Raw genomic sequence first — 24,266 nt, forward strand, 5'->3', positions numbered from 1 at the left:
GCCGCATGAACAGACTCAAGGATCTCTGGGCCTCTGGGCGCCCGGCGCTGAACGGCTGGTGCTCCATCGGCAGCCCCTTCACCGCCGAGATCATGGCCGCGCAGGGCTACGATTCACTCTCCATCGACTGGCAGCACGGCGCGCTCGACTACTCCGACCTGCTGCCGATGCTCCAGGCCATCCGCGCCTCCGGCGTCACGCCCATGGTGCGGGTGCCCTGGCTCGATCCGACATCGGTGATGAAGGCCCTCGACGCGGGCGCCATGGGGATCATCTGCCCGATGATCTCCACCCGTCAGCAGGCTGAGGATTTCGTTTCCTACATGCGCTACCCGCCGCAGGGGCAGCGATCGTACGGGCCGACGAGGGCCGGGTTTGCCATGCCGGGCTACGGCGTGGGGATGAACGATCACGTTCTGGCGCTGGCCATGATCGAAACGAAGGAAGGCGTCGAGAACCTTGAAGAGATCGCCGCCACGCCGGGGCTGGACGGGCTCTATGTCGGCCCCGCCGACCTGACGCTCGGGACGCAGGACGGCCGCCTGCCACCGGGCTTCGACCGCGAGGAACCCGAGATGACCACCCTCATCCGGCGCATCGCCACCGCCTGCAAGGCAAACGGCATCCGCGCCTGCCTGCACTGCGGCACGCCAGACTATGCCGCAAAGGCCATCGGCTGGGGCTACGACCTGACCACCGTCAGCGGCGACACGCGGCTTCTGGCGGGGGCGGCAAAGGCCTCGGTCGACGCCTTCCGCGCGCTCACGAAACGGGGCGACTGATGCCGCATGTCCTCGTCGCGGGAAAACTCCACCCGCTGGGCCGCGCCGTGCTGGACGCGGCCCCCGGCATCACCGCGCACTACATCGACGAGATCAGCGAAGACAGCTACGCGCCGCACATCGCGCAGGCCGACGCGCTGCTGATCCGTACGCAGCCGCTCTCTGCCGCGACGGTGGCGCGGGCGGACCGCCTGCGGTTCGTCTCGCGCCACGGCGTGGGCTATGACGCCGTGGACGTGGCGGCGCTGAACGCCCGCGGCATCGCCCTGGCGGTCTGCGGCGACGTCAATTCGACGGCAGTGGCGGAACACGCCTGCATGATGATCCTCGCCGCTGCCAAACGCGCCCTGCGGGGCGATCGCGCCGTGCGAAGCGGCCCATGGGACTGGCGTAACACCCTGGAATCGCAGGACATCCGGGGGCGGACGCTGCTGATCCTCGGCTATGGCCGCATCGGTCAGCATGTGGCGCGGATGATGGCGGGCTTCGGCCTGACAATCCTCGCCTACGACCCGTGGCTGGCACAACACGGCTGGCCCGACGGCCCCGCCACCTCCGTCACCGATCTGGACGACGCGCTGGGGCAGGCCGATATCCTTTCCGTCTCGGCGCCAAAGGGCAACCGCCCGCTGATCGGCGCGGCGGAATTCGCGCGCATGAAGCCCGGCGCCATCCTCGTGAACACGGCGCGCGGCGGCATTGTCGACGAGGCCGCGCTGGTCGACGCGCTCCGGTCGGGCAAGGTCGGCGCGGCGGGGCTCGACGTCTTTGCGCAGGAACCGCCCGCCCCGGCCAATCCCCTGCTGGGTTTCGATCAGGTCATCCTGAGCCCGCATATCGCAGGCGTCACCGAGGGCGCGGCAGAGCGCATGGCCGTCTCCTCGGCGCAGAATATCCTCGACTTTCTCGCAGGGCGGCTCGACCCGGCGCTGATCGTCAACCGCGACGCCCTGCGCGCGGATTAAAGTGTCAGGCTCTCCGGCCCGTCGAGCGGACGCACCCCCCGGCCAAAGACGCTCTCCGGCTCCGCCCGGAGCGGGTCGTGCGTCCGCAGGGGGCCGAAATCCAGCCCGGTGAACGCCTCGATCTCTGACACTTTCATCTGATAGGTGCGGTATTCACCCAGCACAAAGGCCGCCTCCGTCAGAGACCGGATCATGTCGCCCTGCGTCAACAGGTAGCCCGTCGCAGACAGCGCCCCCGTGTCGTCGTTGATCATCACCGCCACCTTCCAGAAGCTTTCGGGGATCAGGATGTCCTCCGCGCCGGGCTGCTCGCGCAGCTGCTTGTCGCCGGGCAGAAAAACCGGCCCGGTAAAGACCGAGACCCGGAACCCCCGCGTGGTTGATGACCCGAGGATGTAGTCCTCCAGCCCGACCCAGTCCTTCTGGTTCAGATCGGCGTGCTGCGGCGCGCAGTTGGTGTAATGGAAGGTGTCCTGCTCCGCCGCCTGCGCCTCGGCCCGGCTGTCGCCCCAGCCGGGGTCCTTGCGGCGCACCATGTGGCCGCGATCCAGCGGGTTGCGGCGGTAAAGCTCGTTGCCGATCTGATGCTCCGGCTTCAGCCGCCCGTCCAGTCGCCAGTTGCCCTTGCGTTTCAGCGACAGCGCCTTTTCACCGTCGATGTTCACCGCCGTCACGCGCGGCAACCGTCGGGAGGCCGACTGCAATACCGTAAAATGCGTGTAGTCGAGGTGCCCGTCGTCGCGGCCCTGCACGGGTGCGAGATCGGATGCGTGGTCGCAAAGGTCGGGCAGCGGCACCTGTCGGTCCGCCCCGAGGAAATCCGGGTCGTAGCCCTGCCGCCCGTCAAAGCTTTCGGCCGGCGCTTCCTCCGTGGGCGGCGGCGGCGCGGCGGCAGCTGTCAGGCGGCCCTGAACGTCGCGCAGCGCGGCCGCCACCACATCGCCCGCCACGGCGTAGTTCATTTCGCGGAAGGCCCCGGCAAAATGCAGCCCGACCGCCTCCCCCGTTTCCAGATCCAGCACCACCGACCCGGAGTTCCCGCCGAGCGAACTGTAGTCCGCAAGAAGCAGCGTCCCGTCGGACTGCGCGCCGGTGATCATGCCGGGCGAGAACCGCTTGACCTTGTAGACGCCCTTGAAGATCCGGTCCATCAGGTCGGGATCGTTGCGCCCGCCGTCCCGCGCCGGGTAGCCCACCGCGGCGACCGGGGCCCCCGGTTCCGGCATGGCCGTGGCGATGGAAAGCGGCTCCAGCCCCTCCGGGTTCGCCACCCGCAGGAAGGCGATGTCGGGCGCACCCGAGGGCGCCACGTACAGCACCTCCGTCGCCAGAAGGATGCGCGGCGGCAGCCCGCGCGGGTCCTGCTGGCGGAGGGTGTTCACCTGCACATGCAGCGGGTTGCCGAATGTCCCCTCCCCGAACCGCCAGTCGCCCAGCCAGTCCCGCGTGGCAAAGACATGCGCGACGTGGCGATTGGTCACAACGATATCCTTCGCCACCAGCCAGCCGGTGCCCGCGTAATCCATCGTGACGTGGTTCAACAGATCGACCCGCCCGACGCGGGCGCAGACCTGTTGCAGGGTGTCGCGGTTCGCCTCCAGCAGGTCGATGCGGTCGAAATCGCCCTGCACCTCGATCCGGTCGCCTTCGATGAAATAGGCGGGGCGCATCTCCGACAGGATGATCGCCTCCAGCGCACCCTGCACCGGCCCCTCGAAGGGATCGCCCCGCCGCAGCCCCTCCAGCGCGTCATCCACCGGCCCCCCGGCCATCGGCGCCATGCCCTCCAGCGGTATGCCCATGGGTGCCGCCATCGGCGCGTCCAGCGGGCCGGGGCTGTGCTGCACCGTGGGGGACAGGGTGTCGAGGTAAAGCCTGCGCGCCTTCTCCAGCGCCTTGTCGAACTTGTCCGAGCCCCGCAGGGCGTCAATCTGTCTGGGTGCCATGGAACCGGCCTTTCGTGGAAAAAATCATGGGAAAATATATTGGCTTGGGTCGGGCGAGCCCGTCGGGCCGCCCGTCCTGTCTGTCAGGACACGGGGGTCAGGCTGTCGCCCCAGACCGCGCAGATCTCCTCCAGCGTGGGGCGGATCAGGCGGCGGATCATCACGGCGGCGACCACGGCGGCCACCGCCGGGCTCAGTCCGAAACTGACCACAAGCAGTTGCACCAGCGCCGCCGCCACAGCCGCGTCGCCGAGGCCCAGCGCCTTTGCCAACGCCTCGCGCTCCGCCTTGTCGGCGGCCGCGGCACCGCACATCAGGCCGTGCAGTTCCCGGTTCAGGCGCCGCAGGATGCGCTGCCCCGTGTCGCGGAAGGTGTCGCCCACGCCCTCCAGCGCGCCGAATTCAAGTGGCGCGATCGCCGCCATCGGCAGCGCGCGCTCCGGTTCTGCCGAAGTCAGCAAGGCGCGGCGGCCGATCTCAGCCTCCAGCGCGGCATCGGTCATCGTGGCGGCCATCTCCGCCGCCGCCTGCGCCGCTGCCTCCAGCCCGGCGGGGCCGGCACTGCCCGGAGCGGCCCCTGGCATGCCCTCCAACGCGCTGCCGCGCAGGCCTTCCAACGCGCTGCCGCGCAGGCGCAGCGCCTCGCGGAACTTCCCCGCCACGCGGGCGTAGCTGTCCGAGGTCGGGTGCAATTCGTCGTGCCACTGTTTCACCACCGACCGGCAATCCACCAGCCCCACCTGCCCGGCCATGCCCGGTTCGTCCACCAGCGCCGTCAGCGCGTCATAGAAACGGTCCACCATGCGCGCCACCAGCGCCCGCTGCAGACCCGGCGCGAGAATGCCCAGCGTCTGCATCGGACGGCCCAGCCACTTGCCCCGTGCAGGGATGGCGTGGTCGTAGCCGTGGATCAGCACCGGCAGCCCGGGAAAGCCGCGCACCAGACGGTGCAGCAGCCCGCGATAGTCCGTAATCACGGCGTGCAGCGCGGTTTCGAACCCCTGCGTCAGGTAATCGTCGACCCCAAGCGCCGGGTCGTAGGGCCTGAGGGACCGCACCAGCCGCCCCTCCCCCAGCAGATCGTTGCCGCCACCCGAAATCAGCACCCCGTCGGGGCGTTCGGCGGCGACGGTGGCGATCAGTTCGTCCTGCGCCACGATGTCCGCCACCAGATCCCCCGCCGCGCCCAGACTGCGGATCGCGTAATGCGCGCCGAGGTGGTCGATCACGTCCGACAGCAGGATCGGATACTGGAACCAGCTGTCGCCCTCGGACACCAGCTTTGGGCCGTCCCATGTCCTCAGCTTCGCCTTGTACTGTACATCCCGCCGCCAGCGCGCGATGCGGTTGGCGGAGGACATCAGGACGGCGCCCTCCTCCATCGAAGGCGTGACCAGCGCCGGATTGGGCACAATCACCGGGTCGAACCCCCGGCTGCCCCGCGTGTCCTCCATCAGGTAGGGGGCGATTTCACTATCGGGAACCGAAGGGTCCATCAGCCGCCGTCTGAGTTCGCTTTCGGTGATCGGGGTCGGTATTTCGGCCATGACGCGGCCTCCCATCTGGAAATGACAAACGGATGGAAAACTGCCGCCTCCCGGTCCCGTCCGCCGCCCTGAAACGCCTTTCCACCCAACGATGGTCTTAACACGGATCGCCTTATGGTTCTATATTGGCGATCAAGAACAACGCATAATTGCTTCGACGATTGGCAGACCGATTTGGAGACCGCTCATGCCGCTGCCATTTCAGGACCTGAACGCCCTGCATGCTGCTCTGTTGCAGGCGTTTCGGAACCGGGCGGAATTCGAGATGTTCCTGATGCGGCGTGGCCGCGTCTACGAGGACCTGACCGGCGCCGCGCGCCGGGATATCGAGTTCTTCAACATCCTCGTCGAGGCCAATGCCAAGGGCTGGCTGGGCGACCTCGCCCGCGCGCTGTCCGAAGATCCCGGCCTGTCGGGCAACGCCGCGCTGACGCAGGCCGCCGAATCCCTCCTTGCCAAGCTGCACGAACCGCAGGCCCCCGCCCTGCCGGACACCGCCCTGCCCCCGGCACGCGTCTCCGACGCGGCCAAGGCGCGGGCCGACAGTCACGACGAGGACGTGCAGGACGCGCTCCAGCGCATCGTGGACAAGATCAATCCCTACGTCGATGCGGTAGCGGTGCTGCAAAGGCTGGCGCGCACCGGCTGCCACACCGGGCGGGTAGAGGCCTTTGGGGGCACGCAGGGCAGTTGCCTTCTGGTGGGGCCGGACCTCGTGCTGACAAACCACCACGTGATGAGTCCTCTGAAACCCGTGGAGGCCGGGCACCTCGCGGTGCGTTTCGATTTCTACAAGGACGAACACGGCATCGTGCACGACGGCTTTACCGTCGGGATGACAGCGGACTGGCTGGTGCTCGACAGTCCGCCCGCACCGTCCGATTTCAGCAACGACCCCGATGACGAAGCGACGGCCGACCACCTTGATTACGCGCTGGTGCGGCTGGCGGAGGACGTCGGCATCCGCCCCTGCCACACCGCGCTGGGGGGTGGGACGGGCGGCAGGGCGACGGGGCGAGGCTGGACGACGCTCGACACGGACGCCCCCTGCCCGCAACGTGGCGCCTACCTGACCATCGTCCAGCACCCCGTCGGCGCCCCTCGCAAAAGCACGCCGGGCAAGGTGCTCAGCTACGGCCCCTCCGCGCGGCGTATCCGCTACGACGCCAATACCGAAGTTGGCTCCTCCGGTTCTCCGGTGCTGAACGGCGAAGGCCGGCTGTGCGCGCTGCACCACTCCGGCGATCCGAATTTCGACCTCAACGCCTTCAATCAGGGCATTCCCATCGGCCTGATCGCGGCGGATATCGCGGCGCGCGGCGTGATCCTGCAGGCGGCGTCATGACCGGGACGCGCCTCATCGCATCCGGAGGGCCGCCATGCACCTGAGCCCGGAAGACATCGGCACCCTGCACGGCGCGCTTCTGGGCGCCTATCCGGCGATCGCCGGTTTCGACCACATGCTGAAGATGCCGCCCATCGGCAAGAACCGCGAGGACATCATCCTCGAAAGCAACGGCGTCACCCGGCCGGTGATCTACGAACACGTCATCCACGCGGCCCAGGCGCAGAACTGGCTGACTGACCTGATCCGGGGCGTTCTGAACGCGCAGGACGCGCATAGCCCGCTTCATGCCACGCTGGCGCCGCTGCTCGACCGCCACGCCGCCGAGGCCACGCAGACGCTGCTGAAACGCCTGACCTGCGACGGCGTGGCCTTTGCCAACCGCGACGGGCTGCGCGACACCCTGACAGAAATGCTCAACGTCGAAGGGCCGCGCGTGCTGGTGCTTTACAACGACGGGCGGCGGCGCCATTGCGGCACATCCTACAGCTGGTACCTGGTCAACGTCCTCGCCCGAGAAAAGGCCAAGGCCGAGCGCATCTACCACGACTTCGACGACTTCGGAGACCACTCGCCCACCGGCCTGATCGACTCGCTCTGCCTGCAGATGGGCTTCGACCCGCCCGACATCGGCGACGACAGGCCCAGCGATGCCCAGCTTGCCGCCCGCTATGTCCTCAAATTCCTCGGCCTGTTCCGCAACAGCGACCGCACGTGGTGGATCGTTCTGGACAATGCCCACCGGGCCCACGTGCCCCCCGAAACCCGCGAGATGATCGCCGGCATCGCGCGCAAGGTCTCCTCCGGGGCGATGGAGCGGGTGCGCCTCTTCGTGCTGGGTTTTGACCGCCGGATGAGCAATCTGCACGCCAATTATTCCCGGCAAGACAGCCTGCGTCCGCTGTCGCGCGACCATGTGCAGCGCTTCGTGGAGGACGTGCGCAGCCGCTACAACGCGCTGGGGGACTATGCCGACGTCGATGCCGCGCTGGAGGATCTGCTCGCCGACGTGGATTTCGACGCGCCCGACCTGGAGAAATTGCAGATTTTCTCCGACAAGCTCGGTCGCCTTATTCCGAGGGCGCCGCGATGATGGCGCCCCCGCAGGACGCGCCGGACCGCGACGGCCCCGCGATCCGCGCCGCCGCGCTGCTGGCGTGGTACGACCCCTACAGCACCGGGGGCAAACCGCGCGACCCGGAGGAAACCGAGGATCTGACCGCCATTGGCCGGCCGGTGACGCGACCGCCGGGCGCATGGTCGCTGCACCCGCTGACCCGTCGCCGCCTTCTGCAACGCTTCGACAGCCGCGACGACGCCCGCGCCCTGCTCGCCGCCCAGACCGACGCGCCCGACATCCCCGTTCAACGCGGCATCGCCCTGCTTCTGGCGGGACCGGAGGCGGTGACCCGCGCCATGACAGAGGCCGATCCGCAGGTGCTCGCGGGGCTGGTGCAAGCGCGCGGCTGGCTGGACGGCGTGCCCGCATTAAGCGACGGCCTGCCCGGCACCGAGACCCTGACCCAGTCCCTGCAGGAGGCCCGCCGCTCCGAACCGCTCCGCAAGCTCGTCGGCTCCCATTTCTCCGGACGGGGCGATATTCTCGACCAGCTGCGGCAATACATCGAGGCCCCCGGCGGCGAACAGGACATCCTGTTTCTCTACGGCCCCGGCGGCATCGGCAAATCCTCCGTCCTGGCGAAATTCGCCCTCGACGCGCGGCAGTCCGGGCTGCTCGACGCCGTGGTCTACCTCAACCTCGACCGTGCCGTGCTGCGCGCCGAGGAACCGCTTACCCTGCTCGAGGACATGCTGCTGCAGATCCGCGGCCAGATCGCCGGTGCCGAAGACACGCTGGCTCCCGCAATCGAGAACGTCAGCCACCTGCTGCAACAGCTCACCGCTGACACCGCTGACACCAGCCTGCTGGAAAGCGTCATGACCTTCTCCGGCGGGCGGGCGTGGGAAAGCGTGCTCGACGACACCATTCGCCGCCTCAACGCGCTGGCAGTCGCGCGGCCCATGCTGGTCATGGTCGACACCTTCGAACTGGCCTGGAATCAGGGGCGCGAGGTCGTCTCCGAAATCTGGCGGCTGGGCCAGCGTCTTGCCCACGACGTGCCACAGCTGCGCATCGTCGCCGCCGGTCGCGTGACAGAGCCGGGGTTCACCGCAAACGCGGTGCCGCTTCAGGCGCTGGAAAAGACCGATGTGGCCCGGATCCTCGCCGAAGCACTGGGACAGGACCCCGACCCGGCACTCATCGACGCGGTTCACGACGGCACGGACGGCTACCCCCTCATGGTGCGCCTGACCGCCATCGACATCGCGCAACAGGGCGCCGAGGCCTTCTCCGATCCGGAGGCCCGCGCCCGACTGGTGGCGCAACTCCGCGACCGGGGCCGCATGGCCTTTCTCACCGGGCGCGTGCTGAACCAGATCACGGATCCCATGGTGCGGCGTCTTGCCTCTCCCGGCCTTGCCCTGCGCCGGATCACCGTGCCCGCGATCCACCAGATCCTCGCAGGTCCCTGTGCCCTGCCGCTGGCCGAAATCGCCAAGGAGGCCCTGCACCAGCGCGGCGAGAACCCCGGCGGACGGTCACAGACCACGCGGGAACATCTCGGCGCAGAGGCGCTCTTTGCCCGGCTGGCCGCGCAGCTCGATCTCGTGACGCCCGACGACAGCGACCCCGGTGGCCCCGCGCTGGTGCATCGCCGCGACGTGCGCGCGCTGATGCTGCCCCCGCTGCGTCAGCACGAAGCCGCCCGCGCGCGCGAAATCGACGACCGTGCCGTGGCCTTCTATGCGGGCCAGCCCGGACGCCGCGCCCGGGCGGAGGAGATCTATCACCGGCTGTGGCGCGGTGACACGCCAGAGGTTCTGTCAGACCGCTGGAGCGGCGCCGCCGCGCCCTATCTTGCCGACGCCCTGCCGGAATTGCCCGACCCCGCCCGCGACTGGCTGGCCCGGCATCTGGGCGACCGAGCCGGGCTGGAGCAGTTCCACGACGGCCCCTTTGCCGGGCGCGATGCGGCGCTGGACCGGATCGCCCGCCACATCGCCGCGCCGGGGCCGCAGCCCCCGTTGCAAGTCTGCGGGCCGGGCGGCGTCGGAAAGTCGACACTCGTGGCGCAGGCTGTCCGCACTGCACAAGTGGCGGGGGATGCCGCCGCCTCCGTCTACCTCGACCTCTCGCTGCTGCCGCCGGAAACGCTGCGCCAGTTCCTGCCCACCCTGCTGGTGCAGGCGGGCGAGGCCCTTCCCGAAAGCGCCCCCGGCCAGCGCCAGTCCATCCTCGACCTCGCCAGCGCGATCATGGACGGCGTGCCACCGCCGCCGGACTTCGACGCCGTGCTGCCGCAGGCGGACGCACCCACCCTGATCGTGCTCGACAACCTCGAAGCGCTCGACCGCATGGCGGATGCGGACCTTGCAGCCCGCATCGCCGCCGACCTCTCCGCTCTCGCTCTCGGTGCCGCGCGCCTGCGCCTGATCGGCGTCGGCCGCCACCCCCTGCCCGGCCTGCATGGCCCGACGCTGACCCTTGGTGGCCTCGGCCCGACGGAGGTCGCCGCGCTGGTGCAAAAGATCGCCGGGGATACGCCGTCCGACGCGGTGCTCGACGCCATTGTGGCCACCACCGGGGGCAGGCCGCAAATGGTCCGCCTGCTGGCGCATTCCCTTGCCGGGCCAGGGCGTGACGCCGTGCTGCGCGGGCTCGAACAGGGCACCACCGACCCCGAAGAGGCCGTCATCCGCAGCCGGCTTCTGTTCCACCGCATCCTCGATGGCATCAAGGACCCGACCCTGCACGCCATCGCCGCGCATTGTCTTGTGCTGCGTCTGCTCGATGCTGATCTGCTGTTGCATGTGCTGGGTCCCGCGCTCGACCTCGCGCTCGACCCCGCGCAGGCTCCGCCGCTGATGCGCGCCCTGCGCGACCTCACCCGGCTGGTCACGGACACGCCGAAGGGCGACGATCTCACCCTTCAGGTGTTTGGCGATGTGCGCCGCATCCTGCTGCCCGAGGTGCGCGAGGCCGACCCGCAGGCCACCGCCCGTATCGACAGCGCCGCCGTGACCTGGTTCGCCGCCCGCAAGGGCCTGCCCGACCGCGCGGAGGAACTTTACCACCGGCTCTGGCGCGGCGACGATGCCACCACACTCGACGCGCGCTGGAACCCTGATTGCGCCGATCTGCTCACCGCCGTTCTACCGGAACTGCCGCCGCGCGCGCAGGGCTGGCTGTCGGCGAAACTCGGAACCGGGGTAACCAGCGAAACGGCCTTTGCCCTCGATCAGCCCGAATGGGAGGCCGCCCGCGCCCGGATGGCCCGCCAGCTTCTGGCCAAAGGCGCCCCCGCCGAAGCGCTTGACACGATCCGCCAGCGCCACACGCGCCTGCCGGGCAGCGTGCTCTACGACCTCGAAGCGGAGATCCTGCTGGCCCTCGGCCGCGCCGAAGACGCCGACCGCGTGCTGCAATCCGGACTTGCCAGCCTTGACGACGCACCCGACCCGCACCGCCGCTGCGAAATGCTGCTTTTCACCAGCCTCTTCCGGGAACGCCGGCGCGCCTTTTCCCAGGCCGCCGAAATCGCCGCCCGCGCTGCGGAGCAGGCCGCCGCGATCGGCGATGACGAACTGCACCTGCGCGCGATCTCCGCCCTGCTCCGGCTGTATCGCAAGACCCGCGCCCGCCCCGGCCCGCCGCGCGACGCGCTGGTGTTGCAGGCGATGAAACTCGTCTTCAGCCCGCCCGAGGATCCGGGCACAGAACCGGGCGCACCGCGCACCGTGCGCCCCTTCGTTGCCGGCAATCCGGCGCTGGCGCGTGGCCTCGCCGCCGAACTGGGCGCCGAGGCACCGGAACTGCTGGAACTCGGTCTGGGTCCCGGCATGGCCTTCTCCGCCGGGGATTCAAACACCGGCGCCCTGATAGAAGCCGTGACCGACCGGCTGCTGACCGTAACCGCCGCCGATATCGGCAACACTCTGCGCAAGGCGCTGGCGGACGGGCCGGAGGCCACCATGCGCCTCGTGCCGGAACTCCTCGGCCGGGCCCGCGACAGCAATGCGCTCGATCAGGTGGCAAAACCGCTGTCATGGGTGCTTGCCGCCGACGTCGACCAGCGCATCGGCGCCGTGCCCTCGCGCTCCATGATGGAACGCCATACCGGCCTCGACCTCGGACCCGTCCAGAAAAAGTGACCCAAGGCCGACAGCCACCGCCCCCCTGCGGCTTTACCAGAGCGCGTTTACCCGATGCTAACCAAGTTTGCCGCAGGCTGCGCAGCGGGTCCGACCGGGGAAACGCATGACCGCCACCGCCTATACCGTCGCCTTCGAAGGGGTGGAGGCCCGCCCCGTGCAGGTGCAATGCGCGGTGACCACCGGCGTGCCGGCCTTTTCCATCGTGGGCCTCCCGGACAAGGCCGTGTCGGAGGCGCGCGAACGCGTGCGCACCGCACTCACCGCCCTGTCCATCGCGCTGCCCTCGAAACGCATCACGGTGAACCTGTCGCCCGCCGACCTGCCGAAGGAAGGCTCGCATTTCGACCTGCCCATCGCGCTCGGTCTCCTTGCCGCGCTGGAGATCCTGCCGCGTGACGCGGTCGCCCAGACGCTGGCACTGGGCGAACTGTCGCTTGACGGAACGCTGGTGCCAGTGCTGGGGGCCCTGCCCGCCGCCATGTGCGCCGCAGAGGAGGACCGCACCCTGCTCTGCCCGCGCGCCAGCGGCGCGGAAGCCGCCTGGGTCGAAGCCTGCACCGTTCTGGGTGCGTCCAGCCTGCTGGACATCATCCACCATTTCACCGGGCGCCAGGTTCTTGAGCCCGCCCGTCCCGGCGAGGTGCTGCACCCGGTCGGCCACCGCGATCTGCGCGACGTGAAGGGGCAGGAACGCGCCAAACGCGCGCTTGAAATCGCCGCCGCCGGGCGTCACCACATGATCATGATCGGCCCGCCCGGCTCCGGTAAATCCATGCTCGCCGCGCGGATGCCCGGCCTCTTGCCGCCGCTCACCCCGCTGGAGGCGTTGGAAACTTCCATGATCCACTCCATCGCGGGGCTGTTGACGGATGGCGGCATCTCTCGCACGCGGCCCTTTCGGGAACCGCATCACACCGCGTCCATGGCGGCGCTGATCGGCGGCGGGCGCGGTGCCAAGCCCGGCGAAATCAGCCTCGCCCACAACGGTGTACTCTTCCTCGACGAGTTCCCCGAATTTCCCCGAACCGTGCTGGAAACCCTGCGCCAGCCGGTGGAATCCGGCGAAGTCATGGTCGCCCGCGCCAATGCGCATGTGCGCTACCCCTGCCGTTTCCTGCTGATGGCGGCGGCCAACCCCTGCCGCTGCGGCCATCTGTCTGACGCCAATCGCGCCTGTTCAAAGGCCCCGCTTTGCGGCGAGGACTACCTCGGCCGCATCTCCGGGCCGCTGATGGACCGCTTCGATCTGCGGCTGGAGGTCCCCGCCGTCAGCCACACCGACCTCGACCTGCCGCCCTCGGGCGACGCGTCGGCACAGGTCGCCGCGCGGGTCGTCGCCGCCCGCAAGGTGCAGGAGACCCGCTTCGCCGACCACCCCGAGTTGCGCACCAACGCCGATGCCGAAGGGCGGATGCTGGACGAAATCGCCGCGCTCGATGAAGAAAGCCGCACCGTGCTGAACAAGGCCGCCGACCGTTTCGGCCTGTCGGCGCGCGGCTATCACCGCGTCCTGCGGGTGGCGCGCACCATCGCCGACCTCGACGGCGCGGACCGGATCGCACGCCCGCATCTGGCAGAGGCGCTCAGCTACCGGCTGATTGCCGCAAAGGAGGTCTGAACAAAGCGCGCCGCCCGTTTCAGCGTGGCGCGCCCCTCCGGCACCCAGCCCTGAAACAACGGCCAGACGTGCGGCGCGGTGGGATGGACCTCCGTTTCCACCCGCGCGCCGAAGCCGCGCAGCCGCTCCGCCATCCGTGCGCAGTCGTCGCGCAGTATCTCCGTCTCCGCCCAGGCGAGGAAGACCGGCGGGCAGTCCGGGAAATCGGCATAGAGCGGCGAGGCGCGCGGGTCCGTCGGGTCCGCACCATCCAGAAAGAGTGTCGCCAGATCGCCGATCCGCTCCGGCGGCAGCAACGGGTCACTGTCCGCGTTTTCCCGCAGCGAGGCGCCGGTCAGCGCTAGGTCCGTCCAGGGGGAGAAGACCACCGCCCCCGTAGGCCGTTCACCACGGCGACAAAGCGCCCCCAGCAGCGCAAGCGCCAGTCCGCCGCCCGCCGAATCGCCGCCCAGCACGATGTCCCGAGGATGATACCCCTGCGCGCGCAACCGGTCCCAGGCCGTCACGGCAGCCTCGAACTGCGCCGGAAAGCGCGCCTCCTGCAACAGCGGATAGCGCGGCGCACAGACCTCGACCTGTGCATCGCAGGACAGCGCACCCAGCATCGCGCGATGCGTCCACGGGCTGCCCGAGATATACCCGCCGCCGTGAAACCAGAGGATCGCCTTGCCGGATTTGCAGGTCCCGCAGGCAACCCATGTCAGCCCGCCGGGGCGTTCGAAAACGCGCAGGTAGGGCGGAACCCAAGCCAGTTGCGAGGAACGCTCCACCTGCAGGGCGGCCTCCTGCGGGGAGGCGGTGCGGCCGATGCGCCGCTTCGTGATCAGCCGCAGCTGCGCATTGAGCAGCCGCAGCTGCCAGCTCATGCCTGTGCGGCCGTTTCGCCTGCCGCGACCTTCGGCTCGATCGCGAGCCAGATCTTCTCTGCCACGTTGATGCCATCGAACCGCTCCAGCTCCTGGATGCCGGTGGGCGAGGTGACGTTGATCTCGGTCAGCCAGTCGCCGATCACGTCGATGCCGACAAAGATCTGCCCGTGCTCGCGCAGAACCGGCCCGATGCGGGCACAAATCTCGCGGTCCCGCTCGGTCAGTGCGACCTTCTCTGGACGGCCGCCGACGTGCATGTTCGACCGCACCTCGCCCTCCGCCGGTACGCGGTTGATCGCGCCCACCGGCTCCCCATCGACGAGGATGACACGCTTGTCGCCCTTGGCGACGGCGGGGAGGTACCTCTGCACGATCAGCGGCTCGCGCGAGAAGCCGGTAAAGAGTTCGTGAAGGGAGGACAGGTTGCGGTCATCCTGCGTCAGGCGGAACACGCCCGCGCCGCCGTTGCCATAGAGCGGCTTGAGGATGATATCGCCGTGCTTGGCACGGAAGCGGCGGATCGCCTCCAGATCGCGGGCGATCATCGTCGGCGGGGTCAGATCCTCGAAGCCGAGGACCAGCAACTTTTCGGGGAAGTTGCGGACCCAGAACGGATCATTGACCACCAGCGCCTTGCCCTTCAGCCGCTCCAGCAGGTGCGTCGTGGTGATGTAATGCATGTCGAAAGGCGGGTCCTGCCGCAGCCAGACCACATCCATTTCGCCGAGGTCGACGGTCACCCGCTCGCCAAGCACGGCGGGTTTCTCCGCCACGCGCTGCACCGTCATCCAGTGGCCTGTGGCCGTGATCCGCCCCTCGTCGAAGGCCAGCTGGTCCGGCCCGTAGTAGAACAGCCTGTGCCCGCGCGCCTGCGCCTCCTCGGCGATGCGAAAGGTGCTGTCGGCATTGATGTCGACCCCGGTGATCGGGTCCATCTGAAAGGCAATCTTCATGCGCGTTCCCCGCAACTGTCCGGTACGATTTGCGCCCATTGATGGCGCAAGCCGCAGCCAGAGGCAATGCAGGCCGCGTTGCCGAAGCTGTTACCAGCCGCACAAGGCGTTTTCGATCACGCGCATTTCGCCCTGTCCGTTAACCAGCGCAACATCGAAACGCACCTCGGTCAGACTGCCCTTCGGCTGGGTTCCAAGGTATTCCTCCGCCGCCACCCGCAGCCGGGCGATCTGGCGTGCCGTCAGCCGTTCGAGCGCTCGTTCAAAGGACCGGCTCTTCTTGACTTCGACAAAGACCAGCCCCTCCCCGTCGCGGAAGATCAGGTCGATCTCCCCGCCCATGCCGCGCCACCGCCGCCGCGCGACGGGGAAGCCGCGCCGTTCGTAATCCTGCGCGACCCGCAATTCGGCGGAAAGCCCAGCCTCGTAACCCATCCGGCCTTCGTGCTTTCGACGATCCGCCGAAACACGTTTTGCGGGACTCGTCGGGCGGTCATCGGCCACCGGCCGCGAACTGCCATGGACCTGCGCCCCGGCCATGTGGAGGGAAACCTCGGCTACGCGACACACAGGAGGAGACACAGGCGGAGACACAGGCGCGCCGCTCAACGCGGCCAATGCATCTCCGGGCCAATCCCATAGCGACATCTGCCGCCCATCGGTCTTGGGTCTGCGCCGTGTCATCCCGTCCCCTCCCCGAGTGTTAGCCGGTCTCCTTCGCCAGACGCATGGCCAACTGGTACACCGGGCGGCGTTTCACGCCATACCGGGTGGACACATAGTCGGCGGCATCCCGCACCGACATCGTTTTCAGTGCGATGTTCACTTCCTGTTCTAAATCGAATTCCCTAATATTCTCTGAATCGCCCTTTCCCACCACAACGACGATTTCCCCGCGCGGAGGCGCGCCTTCGTAGTGGGTTGCCAGCGCGCTCAGCGTACCCTCGCGGACTTCCTCGAATTTCTTCGTCAGTTCGCGGCAAACTGTCGCGGGGCGGTCGCCCAGCCGGTCCGCCGCATCCGCCAGCATCGCCGCAAGCCGTTTGGGGGACTCGTAGAAAACCAGCGTCGCGGGCACGGCCGCCAGTTCGTCCAGCGCCTTCTTGCGCGCCCCGCCCGCGTTCGGCAGGAACCCGGCAAAGAGGAACCGGTCCGTCGGCTGCCCCGCCAGCGTCAGCGCCATGATCGCCGCCGAGGCCCCCGGAGCGCTGGTCACCGCCCCGCCCGCCTCGCGAACCGCGCGGCCCAGGTCGAAACCCGGATCCGAAACCATCGGCGTCCCCGCTTCCGAGGCGTAGACCACCGATTTGCCCGCTGCGATCTCCTCCACGATGCGCTGCCGCACCCGGTCGCCGCTGTGGTCGTGGTAGGACCACAGCGGCCGCTCGCCCAGCGCCACGCCGTGGATGTCCATGAGGTGCCGCAGGCTGCGCGTGTCCTCCGCCACCAGCATGTCCGCGCCGCGCAGCAGGTCCAGGGCACGCAACGTTATATCCCGTGCGTTCCCGATCGGCACCGCCACGAGGTACAGCCCCGCGGGGACCGCGCCCCCCGGTTTCCCCCCGCCAAAATCCGCCTTCTCGGGAATCGTCACTGGTCCCGCCCCCTATGCCGCTCTATCATTGGATCAAAACCCATGCGGGCCGCTCACCCCGCTATCCGAACGACGACGAGGGAGTCTCCATGTTCACCGTTTTGTCCCGCCTCCGCAAGGCGACGCTGGCGCTCGGCGCGCTGACCGCGGTCGGTCTGCTTGCCGCCTGCGACCCGGTCGCAACCTCCGGCACCGGTTCTGCCGGCACCGGCGGCCCGGCCATCCGCGGCGGCGCGCCCGTTCCGGTCGCCCTGCTGGTGCCGAAGTCCGACAGCGGCGCAGGCCCCGTGGCTGCCTCGCTGGAAAACGCCGCGCGCCTCGCCATCCGGGAACTCGACGGCGTCGAGATCGACCTGCGCGTCTATGACACCGCCGGGCAGGCCGGGCAGGCGTCCGTCGTGGCACAGAAGGCCGTCGACGACGGTGCCAAGATCATCCTCGGCCCGCTCTTTTCCGAGGCCGCGAACGCCGCCGGTGCCGCCGTCGCGGACGAGGGCGTCAACGTGCTGTCCTTCTCCAACACCACCGCCATCGCGGGCGGCAACGTCTTCATCCTCGGGCCGACCTACGCCACCACGGCGAACCGCCTGATGGGATACGCCCGCAAGACCGGCAAGACCCGCGCCGTCATCATCTATTCCAACGACGTGCCCGGCCAGTTCGGCAGGGCCGCCATCGAGCAGGCCGCCACGGTCAACGGCGTTCAGATCATGTCCTCCGAGCCCTACGAGCTTTCGATCGAAGGGGTGTCCGCCACCGCCCAGCGCGCCGCCGCCACGGTGACATCGGGGGCCGCCGACACGATCTTCATCACCACGGATGCCACCAATGCCGCCATGCCGATGCTGCTGAACCAGTTGCCTTCCAACGGCGTGTCGCCGGGACAGGTGCAATTCGTGGGCCTGACCCGCTGGGACGTGCGCCCCGACCTCTTCAACATGCCCGGCGCCCAAGGCGCCTGGTTCGCCCTGCCGGACAACCAGCGGCAGGAGGCCTTCAACCAGCGTTACAGCGCCGCCTTCGGCGCGGCGCCCCACCCGCTGGCGGGCCTGGCCTATGACGGCATTTCCGCCATCGGTCTGCTGGCAAAGCGCGGCAACTCCGACGCATTGACGGGAAAAAGCCTCACCTCTGCTGGATTCACCGGCACCGGCGGTGTATTTCGCCTGCTCAAGAACGGTACCAACCAGCGCGCGCTGGCGGTTGCCTCCATCCAGAACAATCAGATGGTGATCCTTGACCCTGCCCCCAGCAGCCTCTCCGGAACAGGTTTCTGACGTCACAAGCGAAACGCTGCCGGCGGACCTGATCGCGCCGGCAGCCGACATCTTTGACCTGCCTGCAATCCGCACCGATCTCTTTGCCGCCTGCCCCCACGGGGCGGCGGAACAGGAGGTGCGCAAGGTCACCGTCGCCCTCCTCAACGAGGCGGCGCAAAATGGGCGCAAGGTCATCCGCGAGGCTTTCGAACGGGAACCCTTTGGCGCCCGCCGCACCACGCGCTCCTATACCTGGCTGACCGACGGGCTCGTCACGCTCGCCTTCGAGGTCGCCACCCAGATCCTGCACCCGAAACACAACCCCACCGATGGCGAACGGCTTGCCGTGCTGGCGGTGGGCGGCTACGGCCGGGGCGAAATGGCGCCCTTCTCCGACGTGGACCTGCTGTTCCTGACTCCTTACAAGGTCACCCCCTGGGCCGAGAGCGTCATCGAGTCGATGCTCTACATCCTGTGGGACCTGAAGCTGAAGGTCGGCCATTCTTCCCGCACCGTGCGCGACTGCGTGCGCCTCGGGGGGGAGGATTTCACCATCCGCACCGCCATGCTGGAAGCCCGCCACCTGATCGGGGAACAGGCCCTGTCCGACCGGCTGGAGGAACGGCTCTGGGCCGACCTTTTCGAAGGCACCGAACGCCAGTTCGTCGAGGCCAAGCTGGATGAACGCGATGCCCGCCACGACAAGCAGGGCCAGCGTTACATGGTCGAACCCAACGTCAAGGAGGGCAAGGGCGGGCTGCGCGACCTGCAATCGCTGTTCTGGATCATCAAGTACGTCCACCACTCCGACGACGTCAGCCTGCTGGTGAAACGCGGCGTCTTCCTGCCCGAGGAATACGAGACCTTCGTGCAGGCCGAACGCTTTCTCTGGGCGGTGCGCTGTCACCTGCACCTGCTGTCCGGCCGCGCCGTGGAACAGCTGACCTTCGACCTCCAGCCCGAAGTCGCTGCCCGCATGGGTTACAACGACCGTGCCGGGCGGCGCGCGGTGGAATGGTTCATGCAGGACTACTTCCGCCACGCCACCGCCGTGGGCGACCTGACCCGGATCCTGCTCACCGCGCTGGAGGCCGACCACGCCAAGGCCCCGCCCCTTCTGGAACGCATCTTCAAGCGCACGCCCGACACGCCCGACGGCTACACCGTGACCCACGGCCGCCTCGCCATTCTCGACGACGCGGCCTTTCTCAAGGACCCGCTGAACCTCCTGCAGATCTACGAGGAAGGGCTGCGCACCGGCCTGCTGATCCACCCCGACGCCATGCGTCTGGTCAAGGCCAACCTGCACCTGATCGATGACCGGATGCGCAATGACCCACGCGCTCAGAAGCTGTTCCTCGACCTTCTGCTGAACCACGGCAACCCGGAGCGCGCCCTGCGCCGCATGAACGAACTCGGCGTTCTGGCCCGCTTCATCCCCGAATTCGCCCCCATCGTGGCGATGATGCAGTTCAACATGTACCACCACTACACGGTGGACGAACACACCATCCAGTGCCTCTGGCACCTCTCGGAGATCGAGCACGGCCACCTTCAGGAGGAACTCCCTGTCGCCTCCACCATCCTCGACGCGGGCGTGAACCGCCGGGTGCTGTACGTGGCGCTGCTGCTGCACGACATCGGCAAGGGCCGGGAGGAAGACCACGCCATCCTCGGCGCGCGTATCTCGCGCACCGTGGCGCCGCGGCTCGGCCTGACAAAGGACGAATGCGAGACCGTCGAATGGCTGGTCCGCTATCACCTGCTGATGTCCGACATGGCGCAGAAGCGCGACATCGCCGACCCGCGCACCGTGCGCGACTTTGCCAAGGCGGTGAAGACCCGCGAACGGCTCGACCTGCTGACCGTGCTCACGGTCTGCGACATTCGCGGCGTCGGCCCCGGCGTCTGGAACAACTGGAAGGCCGCGCTGATCCGCGCCCTCTACCGCCAGACCCGACGCGCGCTCGAGGGCGGGATGGAAGCGCTCAACCGTGAAAATCGCGGCGCTGAGGCCAAAAAGGCCCTGCGCGAGGCCCTCTCGGACTGGCCGGCGGAGGATATCGCCCGCGAAACCACACGTCATTACGGCCCCTACTGGCAGGGCCTGCACGTCACCGGCCATGTGATCTTTGCCAACCTCCTGCGCGGCATCGGGCAGGACGAGATCCGCATGGACATCCACCTCGATTCCGACCGGGACGCAACCCGCGTGGGCTTTGCCTTGCAGGATCACCCCGGCATCTTCTCGCGCCTTACCGGCGCGCTGGCGCTGGTCGGCGCGAACGTGGTCGATGCGCGCACCTTCACCACCCGCGACGGCTATGCCACGGCCATGTTCTGGATTCAGGATGCCGACGGCGCGCCCTATGACGACGCCCGCATCCCGCGCCTGCGCCAGATGATCCTGAAGACGCTGACCGGCGAGGTCATCGCCCGCGATGCGATCCTGCCCAAGGACAAGCTGAAAAAGCGCGAGCGCGCCTTCAAGGTGCCGACCCATGTCACATTCGACAACGACGGCTCTGAGATATTCACCATTATCGAGGTCGATACCCGCGACCGCCCCGCGCTGCTTTATGACATCACCCGCACGCTGGCGCATCAGAACATCTACATCGCCTCCGCCGTCATCGCGACCTACGGCGAACAGGTGGTGGACACCTTCTATGTGAAGGACATGTTCGGCCTGAAACTGCACAGTCAGGCCAAACGCGACCTGATCGAAAAGAAGCTGCGTCAGGCGCTGGCGGAAGGCACCGAACGCGCCTACGGGTGAGACGGCAAACCGTCGCCCTGCCGCAGCCATTCGTCCTCAAGCACCCGGTATTCCGGGCGGCTGCGGTCCAGTTCCAGCCAGTCCAGCGCCGCGATGCGGTCGCGGAAGACCTCCACGTCCCAGACCGCCGTGGACAACATCGCCTTGAGCACCTGCACCACCTGAAAGGTCACCGCGTCCGGGGCGTAGATCGCATGTCGGGCCGTGATCCCGCGGTCGGGAAAGTTCTTTCGGATACGCTGCGAAACCTTTTGCATCGCGTCGTGGCGCAGGTCCTCCATCGTGCAATGCGCGAAATCGATCAGCACGTGCTGGTCCGCTCGAAACGCCGGGTCCAGCCGGTAGGCCATCATTGTGCGGGCCTGATCATCCAGACCCACCGCCCCCCGGTAGGTGGCGATCATCAGGTTGAGCTGCGGCACGATCCGGTAGGCACCAGGCATCGCGATCCTTTCGTCGGCACCGGGGTACGCGCCCGTCCCTCCTCCCGCACCTCCGGTATCCAACTGCACCCGGTCGCGCCCCCCGACGCGTCATGTGGGACAGCCATCATACACGAAGAACGATCTTTCCGATATGGGTAGATCCCTCCATCCGTGCATGGGCGGCGGCGGCCTCCTCCAACGGGAATTCGGAATCCATCACCGGGGCGATCTTTCCGGCATCCAGCAGCGGCCAGACCTGTTCGCGCAACTGGTCCGCGATGCGCGCCTTGGCCAGCACGCTTTGCGGGCGCAGGGTGCTGCCGGTGATCGTCAGACGCTTCACCATCACGAGGGCAAAGTTCAGCTCCACCTGCGGTCCCTGAAGAAAGGCGATCTGCACCAGACGCCCGTCCTCCGCCAACGTCTTCACGTTGCGGGAAATGTAGTCGCCGCCCACCATGTCCAGAATCAGGTTGGCGCCGCCCTCGGCCTTCATCACCTTGACGAAATCCTCCTCGCGATAGTTGATCGCCCGTTCCGCCCCGAGGTCGAGACAGGCCTGGCACTTCTCCGCGCTGCCTGCCGTGACAAAGACCCGCGCGCCAAAGTGCTGCGCAAGCTGGATCGCCGTGGTACCGATCCCGCTCGATCCGCCGTGGATCAGGAACCGCTCTCCGGCCTGCAATCCGCCGCGCATGAAAACGTTGGACCACACGGTAAAGAAGGTCTCCGGCAGGCAGGCCGCTTCCTTCAGGCCCATGCCCCGCGGCACCGGCAGGCAATGCGCCGCCGGGGTCGCGACGTATTCGGCGTAGCCGCCACCGGGCAGCAGCGCACACACCTGATCGCCCGCCCTGGGCCAGTCGACGCCCGGGCCAACCGCGACCACCTCGCCCGAGCATTCCAGCCCCGGCAGGTCCGACGCGCCGGGCGGCGGCGCGTAGCTGCCCGCGCGCTGCAACGCGTCGGGGCGGTTCACGCCTGCATAGGCCACCTTGATGACGACCTGCCCCGCCTCCGGTTCCGGCACCGGGCGGGTGCAGGGCTTCAGCACCTCCGGCCCTCCGGGCTGGGTAATCTCGATCGCGCGCATCTCGGCCATGTTTGCCTCCCTTTCCTGTCGGGCCAAGCTAGGGCCGGACGGCGCGGCGGGAAAGCCCTGTCTGGGGCCGCGCCTCAGGTCCGGGGCGCCGAGCCCCCCGGCAAATCGTCGCGCCTTTCCGGCGCGCGCACCCGCTCCATCACCTTCATCGGTCCGGCCAGCATCGTCGACAGAAGCCGGTTCTGCCTCACCCCGGCCTTGAACTTTTCAAATCGCATCACGTCCTCGATCCGGCGGTCAAGAAAGGACCAGGTCGCGTCGTGCCCGGTGGAATCGTCGCCCAGCCAGTACAGCACCACCGAGGAATAGACCGCCGACAGCGTCATCCGCTTCGTGTACCAGTTCACGTCGCGCGATGTGTCGCCCAGCGCTGTCCAGATCGCATCCGACGTGCCCCAGATCAGCTTTGCCCCGTCCCCCGCATACAGCGGCAACGCGAACAGCGCCGTGCCCCGCCGCACCGCCTCCCGGTCGTCTGCCGCCTCGATCCGCGTCCGCACGGCAAAGGCAACCCGGTCGCGGAACCGCATCTCCGACAGGTCCGCCGCCGCCAGCCGCGTCACCATCTCCGCGTCGCCGCGCCTGTGGTAGGCGGCGGCCAGATCCACCGCGCCACGCGGGAACAGCGCGCGCGCCACCGTCGGGTCCACCTCCGCGTCCGTCACCGCCGCGCGAAACGTGGTCTCCGACCAACCGTCAAAGGCCACGTGCGCCAGCGCGGCGTCCAGCAATCGATCTGCGGTATCGGGCATGTCGTCCTCCGTTTCCGGCCCCCTCGGGGCCTTGTCTGTCGTCCACTGGACACATAGCCCGAACCTTGCTATAGGGCCACTTCCTGCAATGACCGAAACTCAAACCTAGAAAGGTGGTGACAACCACATGCAGGTCAGTGTTCGCGACAACAATGTCGATCAGGCGCTCCGTGCCCTGAAGAAAAAGCTGCAGCGCGAAGGCGTTTTCCGCGAAATGAAGCTCAAGCAACATTTCGAGAAGCCGTCCGTCAAGAAAGCCCGTGAAAAGGCCGAGGCGATTCGCCGCGCCCGCAAGCTGGCTCGTAAAAAGGCTCAGCGCGAAGGGCTGCTTTAAGCATCGCTTCAGCTTCCGAACCTATACGTTCAGACGACCCCCGGGGCAGCCGCCTTCGGGGGTTTGTCGTCTTTGGGGGCCGTCGGGCAGCCTCTTTGGAGGCCGTCGGGCAGCCCCTGAAACCCACGCTCCCCTGAACATCTGAAAAAGGGCGGGGCCATCAACCCCGCCCCCGCCGTCATGCCAGTTCCAGCATCGCCTCACCGCAGGAGGTGGTGCAGACGCCGGGGCTTTCCTCTGCCGCCAGCGCTGTCACCGTGCCGTCCTCGACGATCATGGCGTAGCGCTTGGATCGTCCGATCAGGCCCGCCGGCGGGGCGGAAAACTCCATCCCCATCGCCTTGGTGAACACGCCCTCCGGGTCGGCCAGGAAACCGATCCCCGCCTTGTCCGCGCCGGTATGGCGCGACCACGCGTCCATCACGAAAGGATCGTTGACCGAAACACAGAGGATCTCGTCGACGCCCTTCTCGGCAAAGGCATCCTTCGTCTGGATGAACGACGGCACATGCGCGTTCGTGCAGGTCCCCGTGTAGGCGCCCGGCAGCGCAAAGATCACCAGCTTGCGCCCTTTCGCCAGATCGCCGGTCTCCACCCCTTCGGGCCCGTTTTCGCCGATCCGCAACAGCGTTGCCTCCGGCAGCCTGTCACCCTTTGAAATCGCCATTTGCGCGTCCCTCCTTGGAATTGCGTTTCCCGTGCCCGCTACATAGTGTGCCCCGCAGTGATAAACAGGCCGCACGCCCACGCGGGTCAGCGCCAACAGGATCAGGGAGAGG

At 68.1% G+C, this 24,266-nt stretch carries 19 protein-coding genes; 9 read left to right on the plus strand and 10 right to left on the minus strand.

What is annotated here, in order from left to right:
• Window positions 1–5 precede the first annotated feature (5 nt).
• Window positions 6–782: an HpcH/HpaI aldolase family protein gene (locus tag J5474_RS06890; RefSeq protein ID WP_209360077.1), complete on the plus strand. Its 777-nt coding sequence runs from the start codon at window positions 6–8 to the stop codon at window positions 780–782.
• On the plus strand, window positions 782–1,747 hold the full coding sequence (locus tag J5474_RS06895; RefSeq protein WP_209360078.1) for a hydroxyacid dehydrogenase: 966 nt from the start codon (window positions 782–784) through the stop codon (window positions 1,745–1,747). The genes J5474_RS06890 and J5474_RS06895 overlap by 1 nt, the downstream gene beginning before the upstream one ends.
• On the opposite strand, the gene J5474_RS06900 is transcribed toward J5474_RS06895, so the two are convergent.
• Both J5474_RS06900 and J5474_RS06905 read right to left on the minus strand, forming a co-directional pair.
• Entirely contained in the window at window positions 1,744–3,693 is a 1,950-nt protein-coding gene (locus tag J5474_RS06900; protein WP_209360079.1) for a DNA/RNA non-specific endonuclease, read from the minus strand. The two genes, J5474_RS06895 and J5474_RS06900, sit on opposite strands and share 4 nt — an antisense overlap.
• Window positions 3,694–3,776: 83 nt before the next feature.
• On the minus strand, window positions 3,777–5,240 hold the full coding sequence (locus J5474_RS06905; RefSeq protein WP_209360080.1) for an SGNH/GDSL hydrolase family protein: 1,464 nt from the start codon (window positions 5,238–5,240) through the stop codon (window positions 3,777–3,779).
• A gap of 187 nt (window positions 5,241–5,427) precedes the next feature.
• Here J5474_RS06905 and J5474_RS06910 point away from each other — a divergent pair, with 187 nt between their 5' ends.
• From J5474_RS06910 to J5474_RS06925, 4 genes are all read left to right on the plus strand, one after another.
• A complete protein-coding gene (locus J5474_RS06910; protein WP_209360081.1) occupies window positions 5,428–6,585 on the plus strand; it encodes a trypsin-like peptidase domain-containing protein in 1,158 nt (385 codons plus the stop codon).
• Between the two features lie 34 nt (window positions 6,586–6,619).
• Window positions 6,620–7,678 (plus strand): effector-associated domain EAD1-containing protein, encoded by a 1,059-nt coding sequence (locus tag J5474_RS06915; RefSeq protein ID WP_209360082.1) that lies wholly within the window; start codon window positions 6,620–6,622, stop codon window positions 7,676–7,678.
• Complete coding sequence (locus J5474_RS06920; protein ID WP_209360083.1) at window positions 7,675–11,799, plus strand: AAA family ATPase; 4,125 nt, start codon at window positions 7,675–7,677, stop codon at window positions 11,797–11,799. Before J5474_RS06915 ends, J5474_RS06920 begins: the two co-directional genes overlap by 4 nt.
• A 106-nt stretch (window positions 11,800–11,905) precedes the next feature.
• Window positions 11,906–13,420, plus strand: coding sequence for a YifB family Mg chelatase-like AAA ATPase (locus J5474_RS06925; RefSeq protein ID WP_209360084.1), 1,515 nt, complete (start codon window positions 11,906–11,908; stop codon window positions 13,418–13,420).
• On the opposite strand, the gene J5474_RS06930 is transcribed toward J5474_RS06925, so the two are convergent.
• The 4 genes from J5474_RS06930 to rsmI all read right to left on the minus strand — a co-directional run bounded on the left by J5474_RS06930 (window position 13,390) and on the right by rsmI (window position 16,836).
• Window positions 13,390–14,286: an alpha/beta hydrolase fold domain-containing protein gene (locus tag J5474_RS06930; protein WP_209360085.1), complete on the minus strand. Its 897-nt coding sequence runs from the start codon at window positions 14,284–14,286 to the stop codon at window positions 13,390–13,392. The two genes, J5474_RS06925 and J5474_RS06930, sit on opposite strands and share 31 nt — an antisense overlap.
• Complete coding sequence (gshB, locus tag J5474_RS06935) at window positions 14,283–15,242, minus strand: glutathione synthase (protein WP_209360086.1); 960 nt, start codon at window positions 15,240–15,242, stop codon at window positions 14,283–14,285. Before gshB ends, J5474_RS06930 begins: the two co-directional genes overlap by 4 nt.
• A gap of 90 nt (window positions 15,243–15,332) precedes the next feature.
• The gene (locus J5474_RS06940; protein ID WP_245216308.1) at window positions 15,333–15,677 is read right to left on the minus strand and encodes a YraN family protein; all 345 of its coding nucleotides are present in this window, start codon (window positions 15,675–15,677) and stop codon (window positions 15,333–15,335) included.
• Between the two features lie 268 nt (window positions 15,678–15,945).
• Window positions 15,946–16,836 (minus strand): 16S rRNA (cytidine(1402)-2'-O)-methyltransferase, encoded by an 891-nt coding sequence (gene rsmI / locus J5474_RS06945; RefSeq protein ID WP_342454013.1) that lies wholly within the window; start codon window positions 16,834–16,836, stop codon window positions 15,946–15,948.
• A gap of 89 nt (window positions 16,837–16,925) precedes the next feature.
• Here rsmI and J5474_RS06950 point away from each other — a divergent pair, with 89 nt between their 5' ends.
• Window positions 16,926–18,113, plus strand: coding sequence for a penicillin-binding protein activator (locus J5474_RS06950; protein ID WP_209360088.1), 1,188 nt, complete (start codon window positions 16,926–16,928; stop codon window positions 18,111–18,113).
• A complete protein-coding gene (locus tag J5474_RS06955) occupies window positions 18,073–20,874 on the plus strand; it encodes a [protein-PII] uridylyltransferase (protein WP_425342867.1) in 2,802 nt (933 codons plus the stop codon). Before J5474_RS06950 ends, J5474_RS06955 begins: the two co-directional genes overlap by 41 nt.
• Here J5474_RS06955 and J5474_RS06960 read toward each other — a convergent pair.
• From J5474_RS06960 to J5474_RS06970, 3 genes are all read right to left on the minus strand, one after another.
• Window positions 20,865–21,317, minus strand: coding sequence for a hypothetical protein (locus tag J5474_RS06960; protein ID WP_209360089.1), 453 nt, complete (start codon window positions 21,315–21,317; stop codon window positions 20,865–20,867). The genes J5474_RS06955 and J5474_RS06960 overlap by 10 nt on opposite strands.
• A 106-nt stretch (window positions 21,318–21,423) precedes the next feature.
• Entirely contained in the window at window positions 21,424–22,401 is a 978-nt protein-coding gene (locus J5474_RS06965; protein WP_209360090.1) for an NAD(P)H-quinone oxidoreductase, read from the minus strand.
• 74 nt (window positions 22,402–22,475) lie between these two features.
• Window positions 22,476–23,153: a COQ9 family protein gene (locus J5474_RS06970; protein WP_209360091.1), complete on the minus strand. Its 678-nt coding sequence runs from the start codon at window positions 23,151–23,153 to the stop codon at window positions 22,476–22,478.
• 127 nt (window positions 23,154–23,280) lie between these two features.
• Here J5474_RS06970 and rpsU point away from each other — a divergent pair, with 127 nt between their 5' ends.
• Window positions 23,281–23,487, plus strand: a complete 207-nt coding sequence (gene rpsU, locus J5474_RS06975; protein WP_009806335.1) for a 30S ribosomal protein S21 — start codon at window positions 23,281–23,283, stop codon at window positions 23,485–23,487.
• A gap of 178 nt (window positions 23,488–23,665) precedes the next feature.
• Here the strand turns inward: rpsU and J5474_RS06980 are convergent, their stop codons facing one another.
• On the minus strand, window positions 23,666–24,154 hold the full coding sequence (locus J5474_RS06980; protein ID WP_209360092.1) for a peroxiredoxin: 489 nt from the start codon (window positions 24,152–24,154) through the stop codon (window positions 23,666–23,668).
• Window positions 24,155–24,266: the final 112 nt, after the last annotated feature.

Source organism: Sagittula salina (assembly GCF_017813235.1).
In the GTDB taxonomy this organism is placed as follows: domain Bacteria; phylum Pseudomonadota; class Alphaproteobacteria; order Rhodobacterales; family Rhodobacteraceae; genus Sagittula; species Sagittula salina.

Coding starts and splice junctions, on each gene's coding strand:
- J5474_RS06890 (WP_209360077.1), top strand. CDS start 6: ATGAACAGACTCAAGGATCTCTGGGCCTCTGGGCGCCCGGCGCTGAAC.
- J5474_RS06895 (WP_209360078.1), top strand. CDS start 782: ATGCCGCATGTCCTCGTCGCGGGAAAACTCCACCCGCTGGGCCGCGCC.
- J5474_RS06900 (WP_209360079.1), bottom strand. CDS start 3,693: ATGGCACCCAGACAGATTGACGCCCTGCGGGGCTCGGACAAGTTCGAC.
- J5474_RS06905 (WP_209360080.1), bottom strand. CDS start 5,240: ATGGCCGAAATACCGACCCCGATCACCGAAAGCGAACTCAGACGGCGG.
- J5474_RS06910 (WP_209360081.1), top strand. CDS start 5,428: ATGCCGCTGCCATTTCAGGACCTGAACGCCCTGCATGCTGCTCTGTTG.
- J5474_RS06915 (WP_209360082.1), top strand. CDS start 6,620: ATGCACCTGAGCCCGGAAGACATCGGCACCCTGCACGGCGCGCTTCTG.
- J5474_RS06920 (WP_209360083.1), top strand. CDS start 7,675: ATGATGGCGCCCCCGCAGGACGCGCCGGACCGCGACGGCCCCGCGATC.
- J5474_RS06925 (WP_209360084.1), top strand. CDS start 11,906: ATGACCGCCACCGCCTATACCGTCGCCTTCGAAGGGGTGGAGGCCCGC.
- J5474_RS06930 (WP_209360085.1), bottom strand. CDS start 14,286: ATGAGCTGGCAGCTGCGGCTGCTCAATGCGCAGCTGCGGCTGATCACG.
- gshB (WP_209360086.1), bottom strand. CDS start 15,242: ATGAAGATTGCCTTTCAGATGGACCCGATCACCGGGGTCGACATCAAT.
- J5474_RS06940 (WP_245216308.1), bottom strand. CDS start 15,677: ATGGGTTACGAGGCTGGGCTTTCCGCCGAATTGCGGGTCGCGCAGGAT.
- J5474_RS06950 (WP_209360088.1), top strand. CDS start 16,926: ATGTTCACCGTTTTGTCCCGCCTCCGCAAGGCGACGCTGGCGCTCGGC.
- J5474_RS06960 (WP_209360089.1), bottom strand. CDS start 21,317: ATGCCTGGTGCCTACCGGATCGTGCCGCAGCTCAACCTGATGATCGCC.
- J5474_RS06965 (WP_209360090.1), bottom strand. CDS start 22,401: ATGGCCGAGATGCGCGCGATCGAGATTACCCAGCCCGGAGGGCCGGAG.
- J5474_RS06970 (WP_209360091.1), bottom strand. CDS start 23,153: ATGCCCGATACCGCAGATCGATTGCTGGACGCCGCGCTGGCGCACGTG.
- rpsU (WP_009806335.1), top strand. CDS start 23,281: ATGCAGGTCAGTGTTCGCGACAACAATGTCGATCAGGCGCTCCGTGCC.
- J5474_RS06980 (WP_209360092.1), bottom strand. CDS start 24,154: ATGGCGATTTCAAAGGGTGACAGGCTGCCGGAGGCAACGCTGTTGCGG.